This is a genomic window from Sphaerisporangium sp. NPDC049457, from assembly GCF_055586705.1.
The window spans coordinates 137489-158921 of sequence record NZ_JBVJHR010000016.1 but is presented as its reverse complement, the minus strand read 5'-3'; the positions used below and the strand labels follow the sequence as shown (position 1 = coordinate 158921).

Genomic DNA, 21433 nt, shown 5'->3' with positions numbered 1-21433 from the left:
TGCGGGGAGAGTGACGACCGTGTCGCGGAGGGTGACCGGATCTAGGCGCTGCGAGGCATCGCCCCTGGCCGCCGGCGAAGAATCATGGCCCATCTTCCGTGGGGGCCGGTCGCGCGGCCGGCGACGCGGGTCGCGGTGACCTCGGTGCCGGACTCCTCCGCGGCCTTGGCCGCCGCGAGGTAAATCGATTGCGATCCCTCGCCGCGCTCGGGCTCGGGCTCGGGCCCGAATCCCAACGCGGCGCATACAGAAGGTAGCACTACGTAAGCGGACCGTTGGTAACCTCGGGCAGATGGGTGGTATCGGTCGGGTCCGAACATCTCGCCGGGATATGTCGCGAATTCCGGGCCGAGGATGTCGGCGAAGGCCACCGTACGGCCGCCCTCCTCGATCACCGCGACCGTCTGCGCCGCCGCGAGCTGCCTGCTCCACCGCTGCGTCACCCAGCGCAGCGGCTGGGCGATGGGGCGGATCGTCCCCAGGTCGGGGCAGGTGCCGACGACGACCTCCACGCCCGCCTCGCGCAGCCGCGCCACGGCCCTGCGCAGGTGGCCGACCGCGTCGGCCGGCTTGGTCTTGGTGGTGACGTCGTTGGCGCCGACGAAGATGACGGCGATCTCGGGACGCGTCTTGAGCGCGCGGTCCACCTGGTGGGAGAGGTCGGCGGAGACCGCGCCCGACCGGCCGAAGACGCCGAGCCGCACTGGGCGCCCGGCCGCGGCGGCCAGGCCGTTGGCGATGATCACGGCGGGGGTGTCGGCCGGGTCGGACACGCCGAGCCCGACGGACGTGGAGTCGCCCAGCATGACCATGTTGATGGGGGTGACGGCGGTGATGGGGGTGATAGGGGTGATAGGGGGGACGGCGTTGAGGGGGTTGACCGGCTCGCCGCCCGGATGGGCCGGCCACTCGCCGTACAGGCCGTCGGAGACAGGGCCGTCCATGCCGTGGGGGGTGCCGACGATTCGGCGGGCGACCATCGCCTCGGCGATGAGGAGTGCGTACATGGCGGCTCCCAGCGCCGTCACGCCACCACCGCCCAGCGCGGCCGCGGTGGCGATCCGGCGAGCCGCCCGTGCGCTCGCGGGCGTCCAGATCACTTCAGGTGTCCCTTCCTGGATCCTCTTACTTTCGTGATGATTCCCGTCACGGATGCGGTGCTCACAACGACGGCCGGGCGACGGTGATCCCGGCGCGGCCGACACGGCCGCGCACGGCGGCGGCCCCTTTGATCGTTAGGGGTCCCCGGACTCGTGGCGGCCCGTCCCCTGTGGCCCTGGTCGTGACGGTACGGTGAGGAATTGGAACCTGGCCGGACCCCGGATCTCGCACCGGAACCCGGCATCGACAAGCTGACAAAGCTTCGGCAAATGAGGTGTTATTCCCGGTGCGCGTACACGATTCGCTCATCGAGCTCATGGGCGACACTCCGCTCGTACGGCTACGTAAGGTCACGGCCGGCATATCGGCTCAGGTGCTCGCCAAGGTCGAGTACTTCAACCCCGGCGGTTCGGTCAAAGACCGCATCGCGCTGCGCATGGTGGAGGCCGCCGAGCGCTCGGGCGCGCTGCGGCCCGGCGGCACCATCGTGGAGCCCACCTCGGGCAACACCGGCATAGGCCTGGCCATCGTGGCGCAGGACAGAGGCTACCGCTGCCTGTTCGTCGTGCCCGACAAGGTCGCCCAGGACAAGATCTCCGTCCTTCGCGCGTACGGCGCCGAGGTCGTGGTCTGCCCGACGGCGGTCTCGCCCGACCATCCCGACTCCTACTACTCGGTCTCCGACCGGCTGGTGCGCGAGGTGCCGAACGCCTGGAAGCCCGACCAGTACTCCAACCCGGAGAACCCCGAGAGCCACTACCACTCGACCGGCCCTGAGATCTGGGAGCAGACCGAGGGGCGCATCACCCACTTCGTGGCCGGCGTCGGCACGGGCGGCACGATCAGCGGCACCGGCCGCTACCTCAAGGAGGTCTCCGGCGGCCGGGTGCAGATCATCGGCGCCGACCCCGAGGGGTCGGTCTACTCTGGCGGCTCGGGGCGGCCCTACCTGGTCGAGGGCGTCGGCGAGGACTTCTGGCCCGCCACCTACGACACCAAGATCGCCGACCGCATCGTCGCGGTCTCCGACAAGGACTCCTTCTGGATGACACGACGCCTGGCGCGCGAGGAGGCCCTGCTGGTCGGCGGCTCCTGCGGCATGGCGGTCGTGGCGGCGCTGCGGGTGGCGGCCGAGGCCGGGCCGGACGCCGTCGTGGTCGTCCTGCTGCCGGACGGCGGGCGCGGCTACCTGTCCAAGATCTTCAACGACGACTGGATGGCCGACTACGGCTTCCTGACCTCCTCCAGCGACGAGGGGCTGGTGGGCGACGTGCTCGGCCGCAAGTCTCCCGGCCTGCCGGAGTTCGTGCACACCCACCCGCACGAGTCGGTCAGCACGGCCATCGCGATCATGCACGAGTACAGCGTCTCGCAGCTGCCCGTCATGAAGGAGGAGCCGCCCGTCATGGCGGCCGAGGTGGTCGGCTCGATCGTCGAGCGCGATCTGCTGGAGGCCCTCTACCGGGGCAAGGTGCGCGGCGACGACCCCATCGACGACCACATGTCCGCGCCGCTGCCCATGGTGGGCGCGGGGGAGCCGGTCGCGGTGGCCATCGAGGCGCTGGAGAAGGCCGACGCCGCGGTGGTCCTGGACGACGGCAAGCCCATCGGCCTGATCACCCGGCAGGACCTGCTCGCCTTCCTCGCCAGCACGCTCAGCTCCTGACCCTAGGAGGCGGCGATCTCACGGCCGGGGCGGTCGGGACGGTCCAGGCGGTCGAGCGGGAACCACGCTCTGACCTCCCAGGCGCCGTCCCCGGCCGGGCCCGCCCGCAGGTCGCCGCCGAGGGCCTTGACCCGCTCGGCCATGCCCACCAGGCCGTATCCGCCGCCCATCTTGGACAGGCGCGGGTCGGCGGACGTGCGCTGGTTGCGCACCCGCAGCAGCACCCCGCGCTCGGCCTGCCGCAGGTCCGCCATCACCCAGGCGGCGTGCGGCGCGTGCCGCCGCACGTTCGTCAGCGCCTCCTGCAGCACCCGGTGCAAGGTGGTGACCACCTCGGGCGCGATCGACGGTTCCGCGACGCCCTGCCCCACGTCGAAGACCACCGGCGGCCCGGACGCCGAGAAGCGTTCGACGAGCAGGCGCAGGTCGGCCAGAGTGGGACCCGCCTGGCGCGAGGCGTCGCCCTCGGCCCGCAGGACGCCGACCAGGCGGCGCATGGAGGCCAGCGCCTCGGCCCCCGCGCCCGAGATGGCGGCCAGCGCCGGTTCGACGGCATCGGGCCGCTGGGCGGCCACCGTCCTCGCGGCCTGCGCCTGGACGACGATGCCGGTGATGTGGTGGGCGACCAGGTCGTGCAGTTCGCGGGCGAGTTCGAGGCGCTCGGCCCTGCGCACGGCGTTCACGGTCTCCTGGCGGCGTTCGAGCTGGTAGCGCAGGTAGCTGCCGACGCCCATCGCGACGGCCCACGCGACGAACATCATGAACCCGAAGGCGAGGGAGGCGTTGGTCCTCGGCCGCAGGCTCGCCAGCTGCAACGTGGCGGCCGCCAGCACCGCCAGCAGGACGGCCAGGCGCAGCGGCCGCACCCAGCGCACGACGCCCACGGTGAGCAGCAGCAGCGCGCCGGCCTCGGCGAAACCCGGGGGGCCGTGGAAGCGGAGCGCGAGCATCGCGATGGAGACCGCGGCGGACATCGCCATGAACAGCGCGATGCCCTGTACGCGGTAGCGGTGCCGCAGCAGGTAGGCGCCGATGCCGATGAGCCCGCACGGCGGGACCGCGAACTGCGTCTCGCGGAACACCATGGCGATCGCCGCGTCGGCCAGCACGAGCAGGACGAGCAACCCGACCAGCGCTATCTCGCTGAGCCGCTGGACCCAGTGGACCAGCGGCGGGGTGTCCCTCACGGTCACCGAGGTTAGCCGCCGCCCCCGCGCGGCCGTATCGGCCTTTCGGCCGAGACCTGCCTGGGGAGCCCCCTTCGGGAAGCTGGGGACCCTATCACCTCGGGCCGGGGCGGCCGGGTGCGAAGGCGGGGGTTCACGGGAACGCGACCTTGTGGTCATGCCCGCGCGCTCGTGCGGCCCGTTCCGGGCGGCCGTCGCGTGGTGCGGCGAAGCAGGGGCCGCCGTCCGGGGCCGCAGGCGGCCCGGCGGCCGGCGCTAGGGGTGCGTGCCGACGCCGCCCGCCCGCGCGAGGGCCGCGTCCGGCCCCGTCCCGCGGCCGCGGTCCCTGCCGCCGATGCGCCCTCCGGAAGGGCGATACCGTGAAGTCATGATTGAAGGCTTTGAGACACTGGCCGTTCACGCAGGCCAGGAGGCCGACCCGCACACCGGTGCGGTCGTGCCCCCCATATACGCCGTGTCGACCTACAAGCAGGACGGTGTGGGGGGGCTGCGGTCGGGTTACGAGTACAGCCGCTCGGCCAACCCGACCAGGACCGCGCTGGAGGAGTGCCTGGCGGCCATCGAGGGCGGGACGCGCGGCATGGCGTTCGCCTCCGGCCTGGCCGCCGAGGACGCGCTGCTGCGCACGATCTGCCGGCCGGGCGACCACGTGATCATCCCCGACGACGCCTACGGCGGCACCTACCGGCTGTTCGCCAAGGTGCTCGAACGCTGGGGCCTGCACTTCGACCCGGTGCCGCTGGGCGACCTGGACGCTGTCCGGGCGGCGGTCCGTCCCGAGAGCACCAAGGCCATCTGGGTGGAGACCCCGACCAACCCGCTGCTGAACATCGCCGACATCGAGGCGCTGGCCTCGATCGCGCACCAGGCGGACGCCAGGCTCGTGGTGGACAACACCTTCGCCTCGCCCTACCTGCAGCAGCCGCTCGCGCTCGGCGCCGACGTGGTGATCCACTCGACGACCAAGTACGTCGGCGGGCACTCCGACGTGGTCGGCGGCGCGCTCATCGCCCGCGACCGCGACCTCGGCGACGAGCTGGCCTACCACCAGAACGCCATGGGCGCCATCGCCGGCCCGTTCGACGCCTGGCTGACGCTGCGCGGCATCAAGACCCTCGCGCTGCGCATGGAGCGTCACTGCGACAACGCCGAGCGGGTCGTCGACCTGCTGCTGTCGCACCCCCGGGTGATCGAGGTGCTCTACCCCGGCCTGGCGAGCCACCCCGGGCACGAGGTGGCGGCCAAGCAGATGCGGCGCTTCGGCGGCATGGTGTCCTTCCGCGTCGCCGGCGGCGAGGAGGAGGCCGTCGAGATCTGCAACCGGGCCCAGCTGTTCACGCTGGGCGAGTCGCTCGGCGGCGTGGAGTCGCTGATCGAGCACCCCGGCCGCATGACGCACGCCTCGGCGGCGGGTTCGCCGCTGGAGGTGCCGTCGGACCTGGTGCGCCTGTCGGTCGGCATCGAGACCGCCGGGGACCTGCTGGCGGACCTGACGCACGCCCTGGGCTCCTGACGATCTGGGACGCGACCCCTGGCGCCGGCGGCGTCAGGGGTTGAACCACACCATCAGCACGAGGATCACCAGCCAGATGAGGGCCATGATCGACGACAGGGTGGCGATGCGGCCGGTCTGCACCTTGGCGTCGTCCTCGGGCGTCTCGCTGGAGAGCGCCCGGACGGCGGCGCGCTGGTCGCGTTCGATGACGACCAGCAGCACCGCCCCCACGATGAACAGCGTCATCGAGATCGACAGGTAGGGCAGCCCGAGGGCGCTGCGGCCCAGCGCGATGCCGAACAGGAAGACGGCCAGGGTGATGATGCCGAAGACGCGCGTCGTGCGGTGCAGGTGACGCAGCACTCCGACGTCTCTGGCCCGGATGTATCGGGGCGTGAAGCTGGTGGCGACCGTCACCGGGCCGATCGCGAAGATCGCGAAGCCGATGTGCAGCCACAGCAGGAGTTTGTCGAGGAACGACATGCCGCTGAGGCTATCGTCTCAGTGATCAGCGTGGGAACGGTCTTGTGGACGGCCGTACGCAATCATGGGACGCGGCTCATGGGTTCGGGACGTTCGGGGCGTCCTCGGTGGCCGCTTCGGGGACGACGGCGGGCTCGGCCGCCTGCGGCCTGACCCCCGGGCAGCGGTTGTTCACGGTGAGCTCGAACAACGCCACTGTGACGATCATGAGCGCCAGGAGAGCGACTGCGGCGAACATTGCACTCTCCTTCCGTGCGGGGCCGGCACCGGCCCGTCGCTTTATGGTTCGCGGTGGAACACCATCAATCAATATCCTCCGGGATTGCATATCAATCATCAACCGATTAACGATGCGCATCGAAACGCGATGGATCATTTCCCGGAGCCGGTCCGATGAAATGGGCATACCCCCGTAAACCGGATGATAGGCCAGCTCACAGGGGTATGACGTTCAGCGGGTGCGGCGGGCCCGGAGGAAGTCGCTGACCACGTACTCGCCCAGGCGGTCGGCGCTGGGGGAGAACACCCGGCCGCCGTTGCGCCGCGCCACCTCGTCCACGAACTCCTTGAGCCGCTCGTCGGTGGCCAGCATGAAGACATTGATCGTCGCCCGGCGCCGGGTCATCTTGTCGACCTCGGCCAGGGTCAGCTCCAGCGTCTCGCGCGAGGGCGGCCACTCGAACCACGAGCGGCCGTTGCGCAGCAGGTGGGCCGTCGGCTCGCCGTCGGTGACGACCAGCACCACCGGCTCGAAGTCCGGATGCCGGTCGAGGTGGCGGCCCGCGATCAGCAGCGCGTGGTGCAGGTTGGTCCCCTGCACCATGTCCCATTCGAGCCCGGCGAGCTCCTCGGGCTGGAGCACGCGGGCGTAGTTGGAGAAGCCGACGATCTGCACGGCGTCCCCGGGGAACTTCGAGGCGACCAGCGACTGCAGGGCGAGCGCCGTCTGCTTGGCGGGCGCCCAGGTGCCGCGCAGGGCCATCGAGTAGGACAGGTCGACCAGCAGGCACACCGCGGCGGCGGTGCGCCGTTCGGTCTCGGCCACCTCGAAGTCGTCCACCGCCAGCGACACGCGGCCGTCGCCGGCCCCGCGCCCGCCGCGCCGCACGCCGTTGACCAGCGTGCGCACCACGTCGATCGGCTGCTCGTCGCCGAAGCGCCACGGGCGGGTGGAGCCGGTGAGCTCGCCCGCGGCCCCCGCGTCGCGCTGGTCGTGGTCGCCGCGGCGCCCGGAGTCCAGCGAGTCGAACACCCGGCGCAGCGCGGTCTCGCCGAGCCGGCGCACGGCCTTCGGGGTCAGCTCCAGCTTGCCGCGCTGCCGGCGCAGGTAGCCCTGCTCCTCCAGTTCGCGCTCGATGCGCCTGAGCGCCTCCAGGTCGTCGACCGCCGAACGGCCGAGGGCGCGGCGGATCGCGGCCTCGTCGACGTCGTCGAGCCGGGCGCCCGGGTAGTCCTGGGCGAGCGACTGCTCCAGCCGGTCCAGGTCGGCCAGCTCCTCCAGGGCGGTGACCGCGTCGCCCATGCCGAGGGGCTGGTCGCCCTCCATGCGCTCGGAGCCGTCCCAGTTGAGGTCGGGACGCCGGGCGTACAGGGCCTCGCCGAGGCGGGCCATCTGCTCGGCCAGCCCGGCCTGCTGGAGGGTCTGGTCGATCAGGGCCTGCAGCTCGGCGCGCTGCTCGGGGGACATGGAGGCGAGCATGCGCTGGGCCGCGGCGGCGCGGCGGGCGAGGATGTCGACCAGCTCTTCCAGATTGCGGGGATTCTCCGGAAAAAGGTCCCCATATTTATCCATGAATTGCTGGAAATCCTGCTGAGTGTGCTGACCCCTGGAGTCCCGATCCAGCATGTCGTTCAAATCCGACATCATCTGCCGGACCCGTTCCATCGCCTCCGGGTCCGGATTGGCCAGCGCCTCGCGCATGCCGCGGAACCGGCTGTCCAGGACCTCCCTGCGCAGCAGGTCGCGCAGCTCCTCGAACGTCTGGCGCGCGGCGGCCGACCGCCACTCGTAGGAGCTCAGCTGCTGCACGGCGCTCGCGGTGTCGCCCGGCACCGAGTCCAGCTCGGCCTCGCGCAGCCGCGCGTCGTCGGAGGGGTCGGGGAACAGCTCGGCGCGCTCCTGCCCGATCGCCTTGTCCAGCAGGGCGCGCGCCCGTTCGAGGGTGCCGTTCAGGTCGCCGCGCTCGCGCAGCTCGCGCCTGCGGCGGCGCACCTCGCGCAGCAGCTCGTCGAGGCCGCGCCGGTCGGGGGCTCCGGGCAGGCCCCGCCTCAGCAGGTCGCGCAGGGAGTCCAGCGGGGTGGAGCCGGACAGGATCGCGTCGCCCATCTCGTCGAGCGCGGCGCGGACATCGTACGGGGGCGCCAGCGGGTCGGGCCCGTCGTGGTACTCGCCGTATCGGTAGCCACTCATCGCATGTGAGCCTAATCGTCGTGTGTCCGGTGTGCGAAGAACGTCCCTTAGGGCCGCGAGGGCGGCCCTGAGGGCGTGCGGGGACGTACGGCCTCCCCGAGGTCGGCCCGGCCGGAGCGGGGGCCGTCCGGGCCCGGGACGCTCACGTGCGGTAGACCGCGCCTCCGTCGACCTCGTCCTTGGACAGGCGGCGCATGAGGTAGAGCCCTTCGAGGGCGAACTCCAGCGCGGCGGCGGCGTGCCCGGGGGACTCGTCCCCCTCGCCCATCCCGACGCCCGCCATGATCTTGGACAGTCCGTTGACCGGGCCGATCTGCTGGAGCAGCTCGGTGGCCGGCGTCAGCTCGCCCGACTCGATCTGGGCGCCCTCGGAGAACTTGTCCAGCAGCGCGGACAGGTCCATGCCGCCCAGGGTGCCGCGGAAGGTCTCGGCGACGGCCCGCCGCAGCAGGTGCGCCAGCACCTCGACCTCGCGTCCCTCCTCGCTGACCTCGAACTCCACCTTGCCGCGCAGCGTGGGCACGACGCCCGGCAGGTCGGCCACCCGGGCCACCGGGCGCTCCTCTCCGGTGAGCGCGGCGCGCCGCACCGCCGAGGCCGCGGCCGTCTCGGCGGCGGCGATGGCGAATCGCGCGGACACGCCCGACCGCGAGTCCACCGCGGTGGACTCGCGCACCAGGCGGGTGAACCGGGCGATCGTCTCGATCAGGTGCTCGGGAAGCTCGGCGCTCAGGCCGGCCTCCGCCGCGTCGCCCTGGCCCTCCGGCTCGTGCCCGCGCCAGTTGAGCGCGGACTCCTGGCGGATGAGCGCGAGCTCGTCCTCCAGCGTGAGGGGGTAGTGCGTGCGGATCTCGGCCCCGAAGCGGTCTTTCAGCGGCGTGATGATGCGGCCGCGGTTGGTGTAGTCCTCGGGGTTGGCGCTGGCGATCAGCAGGATGTCCAGGGGCAGCCGCAGGTTGTACCCGCGGACCTGGATGTCGCGCTCCTCCAGCACGTTGAGCAGCGACACCTGGATGCGTTCGGCCAGGTCGGGCAGCTCGTTGACCGAGAACACGCCCCGGTTGGTGCGGGGGACCAGGCCGTAGTGCACGGTCTCGGGGTCGCCGAGGGTGCGGCCTTCTGCGATCTTGATGGGGTCGACGTCGCCGATCAGGTCGCCGACCGAGGTGTCGGGCGTCGCGAGCTTCTCGCCGTACCGGTCGTCGCGGTGCTTCCAGGCGACCGGGAGATCCTCGCCCAACTGGGCGGAGAGCTTCAGGCAGCGCACGCACGCGGGGGCGTACGGATGGTCGTTGATCTCGCAGCCGTCGATGACCGGGGTCCACTCGTCGAGCAGGCCGGTGACGGTGCGGATCAGCCGGGTCTTGCCCTGACCGCGCTCGCCCAGGAGAACCAGGTCGTGGCCGGCGAGCAGAGCCCGTTCGAGGTGGGGCAGCACGGTTTCGTCGAATCCGACGATGCCCGGGAATCTCGGCGTCCGTGCGCGTAACCTGGCCAGCAGGTTTTCGCGGATCTCCGCCTTGACCGTGCGATAGGTGTGTCCACTTTCGCGCAGCTCGCGGAGAGTGCGAGCTTGAGGCGTTTCACTTCGCTGTGTGGGCGATTCATGCACGAAGACGAGACTACGTCGCGGGCGAGGGTGTCGGCAGCTTTCCACATTTCGGATCTTGACTATTGCGGGACGCTCCGTGCGCGTTGTTAGTCCCGTAGTGGGGAGAATCCGGCTAAGAGGGGCGAACGTACGACACACTACGACTCGCGACAGTTGAGGAGGCGAGGCGTGTGGCAGTGCTGACGAGCCGGTTCGCGGATGGTCTCGCCGTCGGTTCCGACCTGGTCGTCGCCGCGGAGTCCGCGGTGCGCCAAGCGCTCTCCGGCCTGTCGGGCCCGCCGGACCTCGTGTGCTTCTTCATCTGCGGCGACGACCCCGAGGAGATCGCCCAGGCCGGGCTGCGCGTCATGCGCATGGCCCCCGGGGCCGAGGTCATCGGCTGCAGCGCCACCGGCGTGATCGGCGACGGCCAGGGCGTCGAGCTGACCTCGGCGGTCAGCGCGTGGGCGGCCAGCTTCGACGGCGGGCGCGTGAACACCTTCGCGCTGGAGACCCTCCGCATGGAGGACCGCTTCGTGATCATCGGCCTCCCCGACCGCGACCCCGACGACCGGGTCGCCATCCTGCTGGCCGATCCGTACAGCTTCCCCACCGACGCCTTCGTCGAACACTCCTCCGACGTCCTCGGCGACCTGCCCATCGTGGGCGGGCTGGCCAACGGCATGGGCGGCCAGGGCTCGGTCCGCCTGTTCGCCGGCGGCGAGATGTACACCGAAGGCGCGATCGGCGTCATGCTGAGCGGCCCCATCAACGTCAGCACGGTCGTCAGCCAGGGCTGCCGCCCGATCGGCCCCACCATGGTCGTCACCCGCTCCGAGGACAACCTGCTGCTGGAGCTCGCCGGGCAGCCCGCGCTCGCGCGCCTTGAGGACATCGTCAGCGGCCTGGACGAGGAGGACCGCGAGCTCGTCGCCTCCGGGCTGCAGATCGGCGTCGCGATGGACGAGTACGCCGAAAGCCACGAGCGCGGCGACTTCCTGATCCGCGGCATCCTCGGCATCGACCCCGAACGCGAGGCCGTGGCCGTCGGCGACGTCCTCGACATCGGCCAGAGCGTGCGCTTCCAGGTCCGCGACGCCGCCGCGGCCGACGAGGACCTGTACGAACTGCTCGACGCCCACGTGGAACAGCGCGGGCGCATCGACGGCGCGCTGCTGTTCTCCTGCAACGGCAGGGGTTCGGCCATGTTCGGCAGCTCCGACCACGACGTGCTCGCCCTGCACGACACCCTCGGCCCCATCGGCATGGCCGGCTTCTTCGCCGCCGGCGAACTCGGCCCGGTAGGCGGCCACAACCACGTCCACGGCTTCTCCGCCGCCATCCTCGTCTTCTCCTCCACCACCCCCCCGACCACCGAAAACTAGGCGTCCAGCGCCTGAGATCCACCGATAAGTCATCTCCGGCCCCTACCTCGCCACGCGCGGCGGCGGCCACCGTGCTCCGCCGGTGTGTGCGGGCGGCCACCGTGCTCCGCCGGTGTGTGCCGGATCTTGTCGGCGCCGGGTCGGCGGGTCGTGGTACGGCGATGCCGGCGCCGCCGCACGGCGGCTGACCCGGCGAACACCCGTAGACGGCACTGGCCGCGTTTCCTGGTTTCGCCGCGCGCCGGGCGGTGTTGACTTTGTCTCGGGTGCTTCGAGGGATGGCCGTCCTCTGTGGTCGGGGGCGTGTGATCCTTGGAGGGGCGGGAGGCGCGGGTTCGTGTCTCCGGGGTCGCGGTGGTCGCTTGGGAAGATCTTGGAGCGTGGTCGGTGGCATATGAGCTGACGCGGGACGCCGTGCCCGGCCTCGATTCCGTGCTGGCGATCGACATCGGCGGCACCAAGTTCGCCGCCGGGCTGGTCGGCGTCCAGGGTGAGATCGTCGTCGCCGACCGCGTGGCCACCCCGCCCGGGGGCGACGCCCAGACGCTGTGGAAGGCCCTGACCGCGCTGATCGACTCCGTCCTCGCGCGGCGGCCGGGGACGAACCCGGCCGGTGTGGGCGTCGGCTGCGGCGGTCCGATGACCTGGCCCGAGGGGGCCGTGTCCCCGCTGAACATGCCCGGCTGGCGAGGGTTCCCGCTGCGCGCACGGCTGGCCGAGCGGTTCCCGGGCGTGCCCGTGCGCGTCCACAACGACGCGATCTGCGTCGCGGCCGCCGAGCACTGGAAGGGCGCAGGCCAGGGGAGCGACAACATGCTCGGCATGGTCGTGTCTACCGGCGTCGGTGGCGGCCTCATCCTCGGCGGCCGGTTGATCGACGGCGGCACCGGCAACGCCGGGCACATCGGGCACGTCGTGGTCGACCCGGACGGCCCCGCGTGCCAGTGCGGCGGCCGAGGATGCCTGGAGGCCATCAGCCGCGGCCCCGGCCTGGCCGCCTGGGCCCTCGAACAGGGGTGGCGGCCCGGCGCCACCGGCGCCCGTCCCGAAGGCCCGTACGTGGAGGCCGCGCAGGCCAGCGGACGGCAGCTCTCGGCGGACGCCGCCGCGGGAGACCCCATCGCGCTCGGCGCCCTCGCCCGCGCCGGCCGTGCCCTCGGCGTCGGCATCGCCTCGGCCACCCACCTGTGCGACCTTGACGTCGTGACCATCGGCGGCGGCCTGTCCCAGGCGGGCGCGCCGCTGTTCGATCCCCTGGAGGAGGCCCTGCGCGCGCACGCCCGCCTCGACTTCGCCCGCCGCGTCCGCGTCGTCCCCGCCCACCTCGGCCAGGACGCCGGCCTCATCGGCGCCGCCGCCCTGATCCTCCACCCGTCCCGCTACTGGACCGGCCCATCCGACATGTAACGCTTCGCCACCCTTCGTCCACGCGAGCCCGGTCCGCCCAGCTCTGGAGGCGACGGCGGATCTTCCGGACGGCGATGCGGGAGCTGCACGCGCCGGGCGGCAGGCCTCCGCCCACCATCCAGGCGTCGTCCGCGCGCCTGGCGGGCCGGTGGGGGATCAAGGAGGGTTCGGTGGGAGACTGCGGGCATGGCGCGCTCTGAGGTGACCTACGACGACGTGGTCGCCGCCCGTGATCTGCTCAAGGACGTCGTGATCCGCACCCCGCTGCTGCACTCGCGCGTCCTGTCGGAGATGATCGGCGGCCCGGTCTACCTCAAGTGCGAGAACCTCCAGCGGGCCGGCTCGTTCAAGGTGAGGGGCGCCTACGTCCGCATCGCCCGCCTCAGCGACGAAGAGCGTTCGCGGGGCGTGGTGGCGGCGAGCGCGGGCAACCACGCCCAGGGGGTGGCGCTCGCGTCCGGGCTGCTGGGCTGCAAGTCCACGGTGTTCATGCCCGAGGGCGCCCCGCTGCCCAAGGTGGAGGCCACCCGCGCCTACGGGGCCGATGTGATCTTCGCGGGGACGACGGTCGACCAGGCGCTGGCGGCGGCCAGGCAGCACGCCGAGGAGACCGGGGCGGTGTTCATCCACCCCTTCGACCATCCCGACGTCGTGGCGGGGCAGGGCACGGTCGGCCTGGAGATCCTCGATCAGCTTCCCGACGTCGGCACGATCACGGTCGCGGTCGGCGGCGGTGGGCTCGCCGCCGGCGTGGCGCTCGCGGTCAAGTCCATGCGCCCGGGGGTGCGGGTCGTCGGAGTGCAGGCCGAACGGGCCGCCGCCTACCCGGCCTCGCTCGCGGCCGGACACCCGGTCGTGGTCGACCCGGCGTCCACCATGGCCGACGGCATCGCCGTCGGCCGGCCGGGTGACATCACCTTCGAGATGATCCACTACCTGGTCGACAGCGTCGTCACCGTCTCGGAGGAGACGCTGTCGCGGGCGCTGCTGCTCTGCCTCGAACGCACCAAGCTCGTCGTCGAGCCGGCCGGCGTGGCCGGGGTCGCGGCGCTGCTCGACTGGCCGCACGCGTTCGAGCCGCCGGTGGTCGCGGTGCTGTCCGGCGGCAACATCGACCCGCTGTTGCTGTCCAGGGTGCTGCGCCACGGCCTGTCGGCCGCCGGTCGCTACCTCGCCTTCCGGCTGCGGCTCCCCGACCGCCCCGGTGCCCTGGCGACGCTGCTCGCCCGGCTGGCCGATCTCGGGGCGAATGTGATCGACGTCGGCCACGAGCGGGTCGACCCCCGCCTGCACCTGGACGAGGCCGAGGTCCTGCTCCATCTGGAGACCAAGGGCCCCGTCCACTGCGACGAGGTCCTCGCCGGCCTGCGCCGCTACGGCTACAAACTCATCTTCGGCTGATACGGGAACGGCTTCGCCGTGTTCCGGTCACGGCACCCACCAGCAGTTTCGGTCACGGCACTCACTAAAAGATGGCGAGCGGGTTGACCGGCGCTCCGCTTGCGGCGCCGAGGCGGCGTAGACCCCATGGGGCCGGTCCGGCCGTCGGTAGCTCTGGCGGCGAGGGATCCGGGTGATCGGGCGGCTTCTTCAGGTGACGTAGATCGATGGGGGTGAGGTGAAGGCTCTGCCCCACCCCTGACACAGGCTGCGGACTGCGGAAAGGGAGCCTCTCTGCCTACACTTGAGCGTCATGCGTGAGGAGTTCCACGATCTTGTGGACCGGTTGCCAGAGGACAAGGTGGCTCCTCTCCTCCGTCTGATTCGTGATCAGCTCGAAGCGCGGCCGATCGTTCGTGACCTGCCGTTCGTCGGCTTGCTGGAGGCGGAGCCCGATTTCGCGGAACGCTCGGAGGAGATCCTCTCCGCGGAGGACCATCACTCTTTGTGATCGTGATCGATTCTGGCCCGCTCGTCGCCGCGTTGAACAGCCGAGACGACCACCACGAAACCTGTACTCGTCTCCTGCGCACTCATCCTGGGTCTTTTGCTCGTTCCCACCACTGTGGTGACCGAGGTGTGCCAGCTCGTCGAGAAGCGGCAGGGAAGCAAAGCGGAGGCGGCCTTCCTGCGGCCTTTCGAGTCGGGCCTGACCCTGGTCGATCTGACGCCCATCACCCGATCGCTGGTCGCCTACGACCACTGACTAGGCGTGCCAGAGGGCGGCAAGCTGCCGGGTGGCTAGCCGGGACGGTATGGCGCGCAGCAATACGTCGCGAAGCCACGCGGCGACGCCGGTCTGGGAAGTCAGCCGCGATTGCCGGGACGCCGCCCGCATCATGAGGTTGGCGCTGGGCCTGCGCTCGGCGTCGTAGCGCAGGAGCCGCTGGGCGACGTCTGCCGGCTCTGCGCCGGTCAGGTGGCGGGTTAGTGCGGCCGCGTCTTCGAAGGCCTGGCTGGCGCCCTGGCCGAGGTCGGGCGGCATGGCGTGCGCGGCGTCGCCGAGGAACGCGATCCTGCCGACCGCGAACGAGGGCAGAGGTTCGGCCAGGCGGGTGATCGGGTCGACGTGGATATCGGCGGGTGGGGTGGCCTCGATCAGTGCGGTGACGAGGGGGTGCCAGTCGGCCATCAGGGACAGCATCTGCCGGCGTGCCTGGTCCGCGCCGGGCGGCATGCCGCGCAGGACGGAGTCGGTGAACCAGTACAGGCGGTCCTCGCCGACGGGGAACAGGCCGAACATCGCCCCGCTGCGGCGGTCGACCAACTGGCTGGCGAGCAGGTCTGTTACCAGCCCGCGAGGGCGTGGCAGCATGCCGCGCAGGTCCATCCGGCCGGTCCGCCGCAGCCCGGGGTGGCCGGGAATGAGCTGTCCGCGCAGCTTGCTGCCCATGCCGTCGGCCGCGATCACGGCATCCGCTCTCGTGACGGGGTTTCCGCCGCTGATCACGGTCACTCCGGTGGGGCCGGGCTCCAGGCGCTCGACCGGGGTCGCGGTTCGCACCAGGTCGGCGGGCAGCGGGGCGCGTAGCGCCCGGTGCAGTTCAGCGCGGTCGATGATGGCGGGTGTCCCGACCTCCCGCTGCGCCTGGACCGCATCGGTCACCAGCAGCGGCCGTCCGCGCCAGTCCCGCAATCCTGCGCGGGCGGCAGGCATGACGTGCCCGCGAACGTCTTCAGCCAGCCCCAGCGCGTCCAGCGCGCGAAGCCCATTGGGCATGACCACGATCCCCGTGCCCGCCTCCCGAAGCTCGGCGCCCCGTTCGAAGAGTGTCACCTCATGACCCAGGCGATGCAGCCCCACCGCGGCCGCCACTCCACCGAGGCCCGCACCGACCACCACGACCCTCATGGGACCTCCTCGCCGATTCACTACGGTCGTACTAGTACGGCTATTGGTAGCATGGTCGCATGCCGCCCACCAATCCGGCCCGTCGCCGAGCCCTGACCGATACCGCCATCGAGCTACTGGCGTCGTCGGGCGTGCATGGACTGACCCACCGCGCAGTGGAGAAGGAAGCAGACCTCCCGCCGGGAACGGCCTCGAACTACTTCCGCAGCCGGGAAGCGCTGCTGGTGGCCGCCGCGGAGCGCATCGCCGAGCTGCATCACGCCGATACCGACCGGGCCACCGAGCAGCCCGCGACGATGGTCGACCTGCTGACAGAGTCGCTGCTCACAGCAGCGACCACACTGCGCAACCGCTATCTGGCAATCTTCGAACTTCAACTGGAGGCCGAGCGTCGGCCGCTGCTCGCCTCGGCGCTCGCAGGCCTGCAGGACACGTCGTTGCAGATCACCGCCGGGCACCACGACAAACTCGGCCTCGCCATCCCACGCGAGAAGATCCCCGCGCTGATCGCGCTCTACGGGGGTGCGCTGTTCGCCCTGGTCACCGCGCCGCCAGGGAGCGTTAGGAGGGACGTCGTCCAGGACGTGGTTCAGGTCATCGTGCACGGCTGTGCCTGCTGAATCGGTACGGCAGGACCGCCGCACCTAGCGCAGCTTCTGGACCCCGGCCCCGTCATGAGCAGCCATCATCAGCTCGCTGACGAACTCCCGATGCCGATAGCAGATTTAGGACTTATTCGTCTAGGCAGGCGGGTTGAGCGCCCTGCTCACCACGTGGGCGAGATGCTTTCCGAAGACGTCCGCCGCGTCGGCGTTCCGCGACCTCAGAGCGATCATGGCGGACAGGATGACGTCGCAGAGTTCGCCGTCGACCTGCTCCCAGGTGTGGGTGATCCCCTTGCGGGGATTCTGGCCAAGGACGCCGATGACGGCCTCAGCGACCTCGCCCGTCTCCTCTGACACCTTCATCAGCCGCAACAGCAGTGTGGTCTCAGGGGCGAGGGTGCTCGCCGTGTCCAGCCAGGTGACCAGTCGGTCGATCTTTCCCCACGCATCGGCATCCATGGCCCGCGAGGCTACCGCCTGCCGTGAAGGGCGCGACAACGCCTTTCGCTGGCCGTCCGAATCGCCTGCCATGGCGGCGGCGCCTTCTGCTCGACGTGGGCGTGCGGATCGATCCATTCGGATGGACGGGCCTGCCAAGCCGGCTCGGGGTGGATGGCATACCTCGCGTACTTGCACCAATTCTTGGTGCCTTGCCCCGGCGCGTGAGACGGAAGGGGGTCGCGTCCGCCCCTTCCGTCACCGGTGCCGCAAGCGGCATCGTGGTGCTCATGCCACACGCCCTCCGGCGTTCTCTCGCTTGGCTGGCCTCGAACGTTGACGCCCTGATCGGCCTCGTCATGGCGGTGATCGTCGCTGTCATCACCCTGGACCTGCTGCCCGCCGGCACGGTCACCGAAAGCGTCATCCTGATCGTCTTGGGGTTCTTCGGCCTCGTCATCTTGCGCGACGGAGTTCGTGCCCAGACCCAGTTGGGCCGTATCGAGGAGCTCATCCACGCGTCGTCCAAGCGGGCGCGCATCCCGGCGGTGGGCGACGACGAGAACTTGGAATCGCGCTTCATCGACCTGGCCGAGCGGCTGGAGGGCACGTTCGCGGAGCTGGAAGAGCTCGAAGCCGCTATGCACGCCCGTGCCGCCATGGCCAGGAGGCTGGCGGCCGAGGCCGAGAGCAACAAGATGGAGGCCGAGGCCAGCAGGGAGGTCGCGCAGCTTCGCAAGGAGGAGGCCGACGCGTTCGACCGGCTCCTGCAGAGCAAGATCGACGCTGTCGCCGAGAAGGTCGACCAAAGGGGGAGGGGAACCCAGCGCCGGTACATGCTGTACGGCGTCATCCTGGGTTTCGTCGCCAGCATCGTGCTGGACGCCTTGAAAATTCTTTGGACCTGACCCGCGGCCTCCGCACCGCATTCACCCGGCTTGGTCGTTCACGTGGAAAGTACCTCGAACATCGATCACGATGAGAGGGGCGTCCAACGCTTCGCCACGTTCGAGGCCGGTCGCCGACCCCGCGATCACGCTGCGGCCGGTCGCCTCTCAGACCCTGGGCCACCCTCGGACCGAGGATGACAAAACCCACTGGACATTTCTCTGATGGTGTTTTTTGCTGAAGTACGGCGCCGGCAAGGAACGAGCCTCGCTGCTATTCCCTGCGGCGTTCAGACCGAGAAGAAGTCAAGTGGGGGATCACTTGTTCGGCCGGCCCGTCCCTTATGGCGGTTATGTCGGCAATTGGTGCTCGCCTGTCGTGTCTAGCAGCGAAGGACGGCCGCGTGGACAGCGAATTGTTCCCCATCGTGAGCGGAATCCTCAGCGGATTGCTGATCGAGCTGATCCGGCCGGCGGCGCGGCTCTGGGTCGGCGGGCTGCTCGCGCTCCTCCTGGGCGGCATGGCCACCTTCGTCAGCGGGGAGTTCCAGATCAGCTGGGCATTCCTGCTCTTCGACATCCCGCTGGTGGCGCTCACCGCGTTCGCGACCATTTGGGTGACCCGGCTGCTGCGTCACCGATCGGCCGAGCGTTCATGAACCGTGACGGCGGATTCCACTGGTCCCGTGCCAGCTCGCTCGGCATACAGGTGGACGATGCCGCCGACCGATGGTGGTCAGGGCGGGTGTGCAGCCTGCTCGTCCGATCCGACGGCCGGGTCCTGGCGGGGACCGAGACCGGCGGCGTATGGGTCACGGACGAGGACGGCCGGGCCGGGCTGGCGCTCAGCGCGGCGTGGGAGCATCCCGAGGTCAGGGCCATGGCGTTCGGTCCGGACGGCGAGGGACACGTTTTCGCCGGGGGCGGCGGACTGTACGTCACCGACCAGTCGAGCTTTCTGCCGTTGCTCAGCTGGCATCAGATCACCTCGATCGATGCGAACAACCCTCAAGGCGTCATCGCGCTGAACGTCCTCGACCAGCCGCGCCGCCTGGTGGTGGCGTGCGGCGCGGGCGTGCTGTGGTCCGACATACCGGCCGCGCCCGCTCCCGGCGGGTGGACCGACGGATACGTCTGGAACGCGGCGACCGGCGCCCCTGGCGTGTTCACCATGGCGATGGGGTCGCGGGACCGGAACCTGCGGGCCCGGCCGACCGGGCTGCAGGACACCACGGTCGTCCTGGGCGCCGCGGGCGGCGGCATCTGGGTCGGCGACTGGCGCGGCGGAGCCCTCCAGTTCACGCAGGCCACGGTCAACGGGGTCAGCGCGAGCGACATGTCGGTAGTGTCCGTGGCGGCCTGCGAGCGGCAGCCGAGCCGCCTCTATGCCGCGGTCAGCGGACGGACGGGGCGGCTGCTGGCCGTCCTGCGCTCCGACGACGGCGGCGACACCTGGGACGTGTGCCGTTACGAGCCGGACGAGTTCGGCCGGCTCGACGGCTTCTTGGGCGACGCCGGGCAGTACCACTCCGCGATCGGCGTGGACCGCGTCCGCCCCGACAGGCTGGCGGTGGGCTGGCTGGGCGGGCCTGCCTACTCCAGTGACGCCGGAGTCACCTGGACCCGCCCTGACGGGGACGTCCACGCCGACAAGCACGCGATCGTCTTCGCCCCCGACGGCGGCGGCCGGGTCTACGTCGGCTGCGATGGCGGCGTGTTCTCCACCGACGATATGGGCGGCTCCTATCGCAGCGCGTGGAACAAGTTCCTCCCGACACTGCAGTGCTACAGCAGCGACGGCGCCCGGGAGTCATGGGGAGGAGCCGGGGTCAGCACGCAGATCCCGGGTCTCATAGCGACCGGCACCCAGGACAACGGCAACGTGTTCGCCAGGGTCGAGCCGGGAGGAGAGGAGTACCGGCCGCTCACCGGCGGGGACGGCGGATTCTGCGCCGCTCTCACCACGATTCCGTGGGTGCTCACCGTCCTGTCCCTGCAGCCCAGCCCGTCACCCATCGTCGCGCACCACTGGAACGAGACCGAACAACGTTTCGACGCGACGTACGAGCCGAAGATCATAACCGCCGGCCCCGGGCAGAAGGTGGGCGACCCGCTGCGCGCGCCGCTGTGCGTGGAGGCCGTGCCGCGTCCCCGGTTGCACTCGCACGACCCTGCCATGCACGCGGTGGCGACGGTTGGCGGGAACCTGTACGGCTTGGTCGCCGAACCGGGCCTCGGCGGCGGCGGTTCCTCCGGCGGCGGCCCCGAGGTCATCTGGGGCGGCGGCACCCCCGCGTGGAGATACCTCGGGTCCGCACCCGATGGCCTGCATCTGTGGGCGGCGGGCTCTTACAACGGCGACCTCGTCTACGCCGGCACCGGAAACCGGCGAATGTTCAGCTTCGACCGTAAGGGCAACCGCTCCGAATTCGGGGTGCTCGACCTTCCGCGTAACGCCGGTGTCATTCACCGCATCGTTCAACTCGAGGACCTCTCGGCCTTCGCCGTCAACCGGACCGCCAAGGGGTCGATCCTGCACTACCAGTCCGGAGGATTCGCGTGGCGGCCCGTCTTCGAGCCGGGCGACACCATCTGGGCCTTCGAAGTGTGCGGCGATCAGGCGCACGGAGCCGTCCTCGTGGCGGCGACGGAGACCGCGGTCCATTCCAGCTATGACTGGGGGCACACCTGGTATGTCGCCTCGGACGGGCTTCCCCGCTATCCCCGCTGCGCCGACCTGCGGTTCCGTGCGAACACCACCGGCGGCCGCGTCTACCTGTCCACGTACGGATGGTCCATCTGGGCCAGCGATCTGCCGACCGAGCCTCCTCCGCCGGTTCACGCCCAAGAGGTGCGCCTGATCCCGGAACTACGCCGAATGCTCACCCTCACCCAGCGGTTATGGGCCGACGGCGATACCGAGGGCGCACGGCAGAACGCCCTGCACGCCCTTGAGACCTATCGGGCACTCGCCCGTACCGATCCCGACGCGGAAACGCCCGAGGTCGCCGGCGACCTGGTCGCCTTCTCCGGATACCTTCCACCGGAGCCGGCGGTGGAAGCGGCCGAGGCGGGCGTGGCACTCTACCGCCGGCTGGCCGCCATCGACCCCGCGCACCGACTCGCGCTGGCCTCCGCCCTCTACCTGCTCGCCGTCCGCCGCTACACGGCGGCTCCGCCCGCCCAGGCCGCGAGCGCCGGGAACGAGCCCGGTCAGCAGGCTCTCTCGCTCTACCTAGAGGCCCTGCCCGAGATGACCCCCTCCGGGAGACTCAGCGTCGCCGCCGACATCAACTATGTGACCGGGTACATCGTCCCCGGCGACACCGCGATCAACGCCGCTTCTACCGCGACACAGATCTTCCGGGACCAGGCCAATGCCAATCCGGCGGTGGTGGAGCGTCAGCAGCAGTTCGCGTGGTCGTTGCATGTGCTGGCGGCGCGTCATCAGCAGGCGGGGCATCCTGAGCAGGGGGCGGGTCTGGG

Annotated in this window: 19 protein-coding genes; 11 read left to right on the top strand and 8 right to left on the bottom strand. The window is 70.8% G+C overall.

What is annotated here, in order from left to right:
• Positions 1 to 41: 41 nt before the first annotated feature.
• Entirely contained in the window at positions 42 to 1100 is a 1059-nt protein-coding gene (locus ACZ6QO_RS25050) for an SGNH/GDSL hydrolase family protein (protein WP_465854028.1), read from the bottom strand.
• A gap of 287 nt (positions 1101 to 1387) precedes the next feature.
• On the opposite strand from ACZ6QO_RS25050, the gene ACZ6QO_RS25045 reads away from it, so the two are divergent.
• Positions 1388 to 2767 (top strand): cystathionine beta-synthase, encoded by a 1380-nt coding sequence (locus ACZ6QO_RS25045; protein WP_465854027.1) that lies wholly within the window; start codon positions 1388 to 1390, stop codon positions 2765 to 2767.
• 2 nt (positions 2768 to 2769) lie between these two features.
• On the opposite strand, the gene ACZ6QO_RS25040 is transcribed toward ACZ6QO_RS25045, so the two are convergent.
• Positions 2770 to 3954, bottom strand: coding sequence for a sensor histidine kinase (locus tag ACZ6QO_RS25040; RefSeq protein ID WP_465854026.1), 1185 nt, complete (start codon positions 3952 to 3954; stop codon positions 2770 to 2772).
• A gap of 367 nt (positions 3955 to 4321) precedes the next feature.
• On the opposite strand from ACZ6QO_RS25040, the gene ACZ6QO_RS25035 reads away from it, so the two are divergent.
• On the top strand, positions 4322 to 5467 hold the full coding sequence (locus tag ACZ6QO_RS25035) for a cystathionine gamma-synthase (protein ID WP_465854025.1): 1146 nt from the start codon (positions 4322 to 4324) through the stop codon (positions 5465 to 5467).
• Between the two features lie 33 nt (positions 5468 to 5500).
• On the opposite strand, the gene ACZ6QO_RS25030 is transcribed toward ACZ6QO_RS25035, so the two are convergent.
• From ACZ6QO_RS25030 to ACZ6QO_RS25015, 4 genes are all read right to left on the bottom strand, one after another.
• Positions 5501 to 5932, bottom strand: a complete 432-nt coding sequence (locus ACZ6QO_RS25030) for a hypothetical protein (RefSeq protein ID WP_465854024.1) — start codon at positions 5930 to 5932, stop codon at positions 5501 to 5503.
• A gap of 76 nt (positions 5933 to 6008) precedes the next feature.
• The gene (locus ACZ6QO_RS25025; protein WP_465854023.1) at positions 6009 to 6170 is read right to left on the bottom strand and encodes a hypothetical protein; all 162 of its coding nucleotides are present in this window, start codon (positions 6168 to 6170) and stop codon (positions 6009 to 6011) included.
• A 213-nt stretch (positions 6171 to 6383) separates the two neighbouring features.
• Positions 6384 to 8342, bottom strand: a complete 1959-nt coding sequence (locus tag ACZ6QO_RS25020) for a vWA domain-containing protein (RefSeq protein ID WP_465854022.1) — start codon at positions 8340 to 8342, stop codon at positions 6384 to 6386.
• Positions 8343 to 8484: 142 nt separating this feature from the next.
• Positions 8485 to 9954, bottom strand: a complete 1470-nt coding sequence (locus ACZ6QO_RS25015; RefSeq protein ID WP_465854021.1) for a sigma 54-interacting transcriptional regulator — start codon at positions 9952 to 9954, stop codon at positions 8485 to 8487.
• A 170-nt stretch (positions 9955 to 10124) separates the two neighbouring features.
• Between ACZ6QO_RS25015 and ACZ6QO_RS25010 the strand changes: the two genes are divergently transcribed.
• From ACZ6QO_RS25010 to ACZ6QO_RS24990, 5 genes are all read left to right on the top strand, one after another.
• Entirely contained in the window at positions 10125 to 11318 is a 1194-nt protein-coding gene (locus ACZ6QO_RS25010; protein ID WP_465854020.1) for an FIST signal transduction protein, read from the top strand.
• 387 nt (positions 11319 to 11705) lie between these two features.
• Positions 11706 to 12725: an ROK family protein gene (locus ACZ6QO_RS25005; RefSeq protein ID WP_465854019.1), complete on the top strand. Its 1020-nt coding sequence runs from the start codon at positions 11706 to 11708 to the stop codon at positions 12723 to 12725.
• A gap of 186 nt (positions 12726 to 12911) precedes the next feature.
• A complete protein-coding gene (ilvA, locus tag ACZ6QO_RS25000; RefSeq protein ID WP_465854018.1) occupies positions 12912 to 14126 on the top strand; it encodes a threonine ammonia-lyase in 1215 nt (404 codons plus the stop codon).
• Between the two features lie 292 nt (positions 14127 to 14418).
• On the top strand, positions 14419 to 14616 hold the full coding sequence (locus tag ACZ6QO_RS24995) for a hypothetical protein (RefSeq protein ID WP_465854017.1): 198 nt from the start codon (positions 14419 to 14421) through the stop codon (positions 14614 to 14616).
• A gap of 96 nt (positions 14617 to 14712) precedes the next feature.
• Entirely contained in the window at positions 14713 to 14871 is a 159-nt protein-coding gene (locus ACZ6QO_RS24990) for a hypothetical protein (RefSeq protein WP_465854016.1), read from the top strand.
• On the opposite strand, the gene ACZ6QO_RS24985 is transcribed toward ACZ6QO_RS24990, so the two are convergent.
• Complete coding sequence (locus ACZ6QO_RS24985) at positions 14872 to 16017, bottom strand: FAD-dependent monooxygenase (RefSeq protein WP_465854015.1); 1146 nt, start codon at positions 16015 to 16017, stop codon at positions 14872 to 14874. It abuts the gene before it with no gap.
• Between the two features lie 59 nt (positions 16018 to 16076).
• Here ACZ6QO_RS24985 and ACZ6QO_RS24980 point away from each other — a divergent pair, with 59 nt between their 5' ends.
• Positions 16077 to 16637 (top strand): TetR/AcrR family transcriptional regulator, encoded by a 561-nt coding sequence (locus ACZ6QO_RS24980; RefSeq protein ID WP_465854014.1) that lies wholly within the window; start codon positions 16077 to 16079, stop codon positions 16635 to 16637.
• 120 nt (positions 16638 to 16757) lie between these two features.
• On the opposite strand, the gene ACZ6QO_RS24975 is transcribed toward ACZ6QO_RS24980, so the two are convergent.
• The gene (locus ACZ6QO_RS24975) at positions 16758 to 17081 is read right to left on the bottom strand and encodes a MazG-like family protein (protein WP_465854013.1); all 324 of its coding nucleotides are present in this window, start codon (positions 17079 to 17081) and stop codon (positions 16758 to 16760) included.
• Positions 17082 to 17350: 269 nt separating this feature from the next.
• Here ACZ6QO_RS24975 and ACZ6QO_RS24970 point away from each other — a divergent pair, with 269 nt between their 5' ends.
• The 3 genes from ACZ6QO_RS24970 to ACZ6QO_RS24960 all read left to right on the top strand — a co-directional run.
• Positions 17351 to 17968: a hypothetical protein gene (locus ACZ6QO_RS24970; RefSeq protein ID WP_465854012.1), complete on the top strand. Its 618-nt coding sequence runs from the start codon at positions 17351 to 17353 to the stop codon at positions 17966 to 17968.
• A gap of 383 nt (positions 17969 to 18351) precedes the next feature.
• Positions 18352 to 18606 carry a hypothetical protein gene (locus ACZ6QO_RS24965; RefSeq protein ID WP_465854011.1) on the top strand — a complete coding sequence of 85 codons (255 nt, stop codon included), beginning with the start codon at positions 18352 to 18354 and terminating at the stop codon, positions 18604 to 18606.
• The coding region (locus tag ACZ6QO_RS24960; protein ID WP_465854010.1) for a sialidase family protein at positions 18603 to 21433 on the top strand (2831 nt) is incomplete at its 3' end. The genes ACZ6QO_RS24965 and ACZ6QO_RS24960, both read left to right, overlap by 4 nt.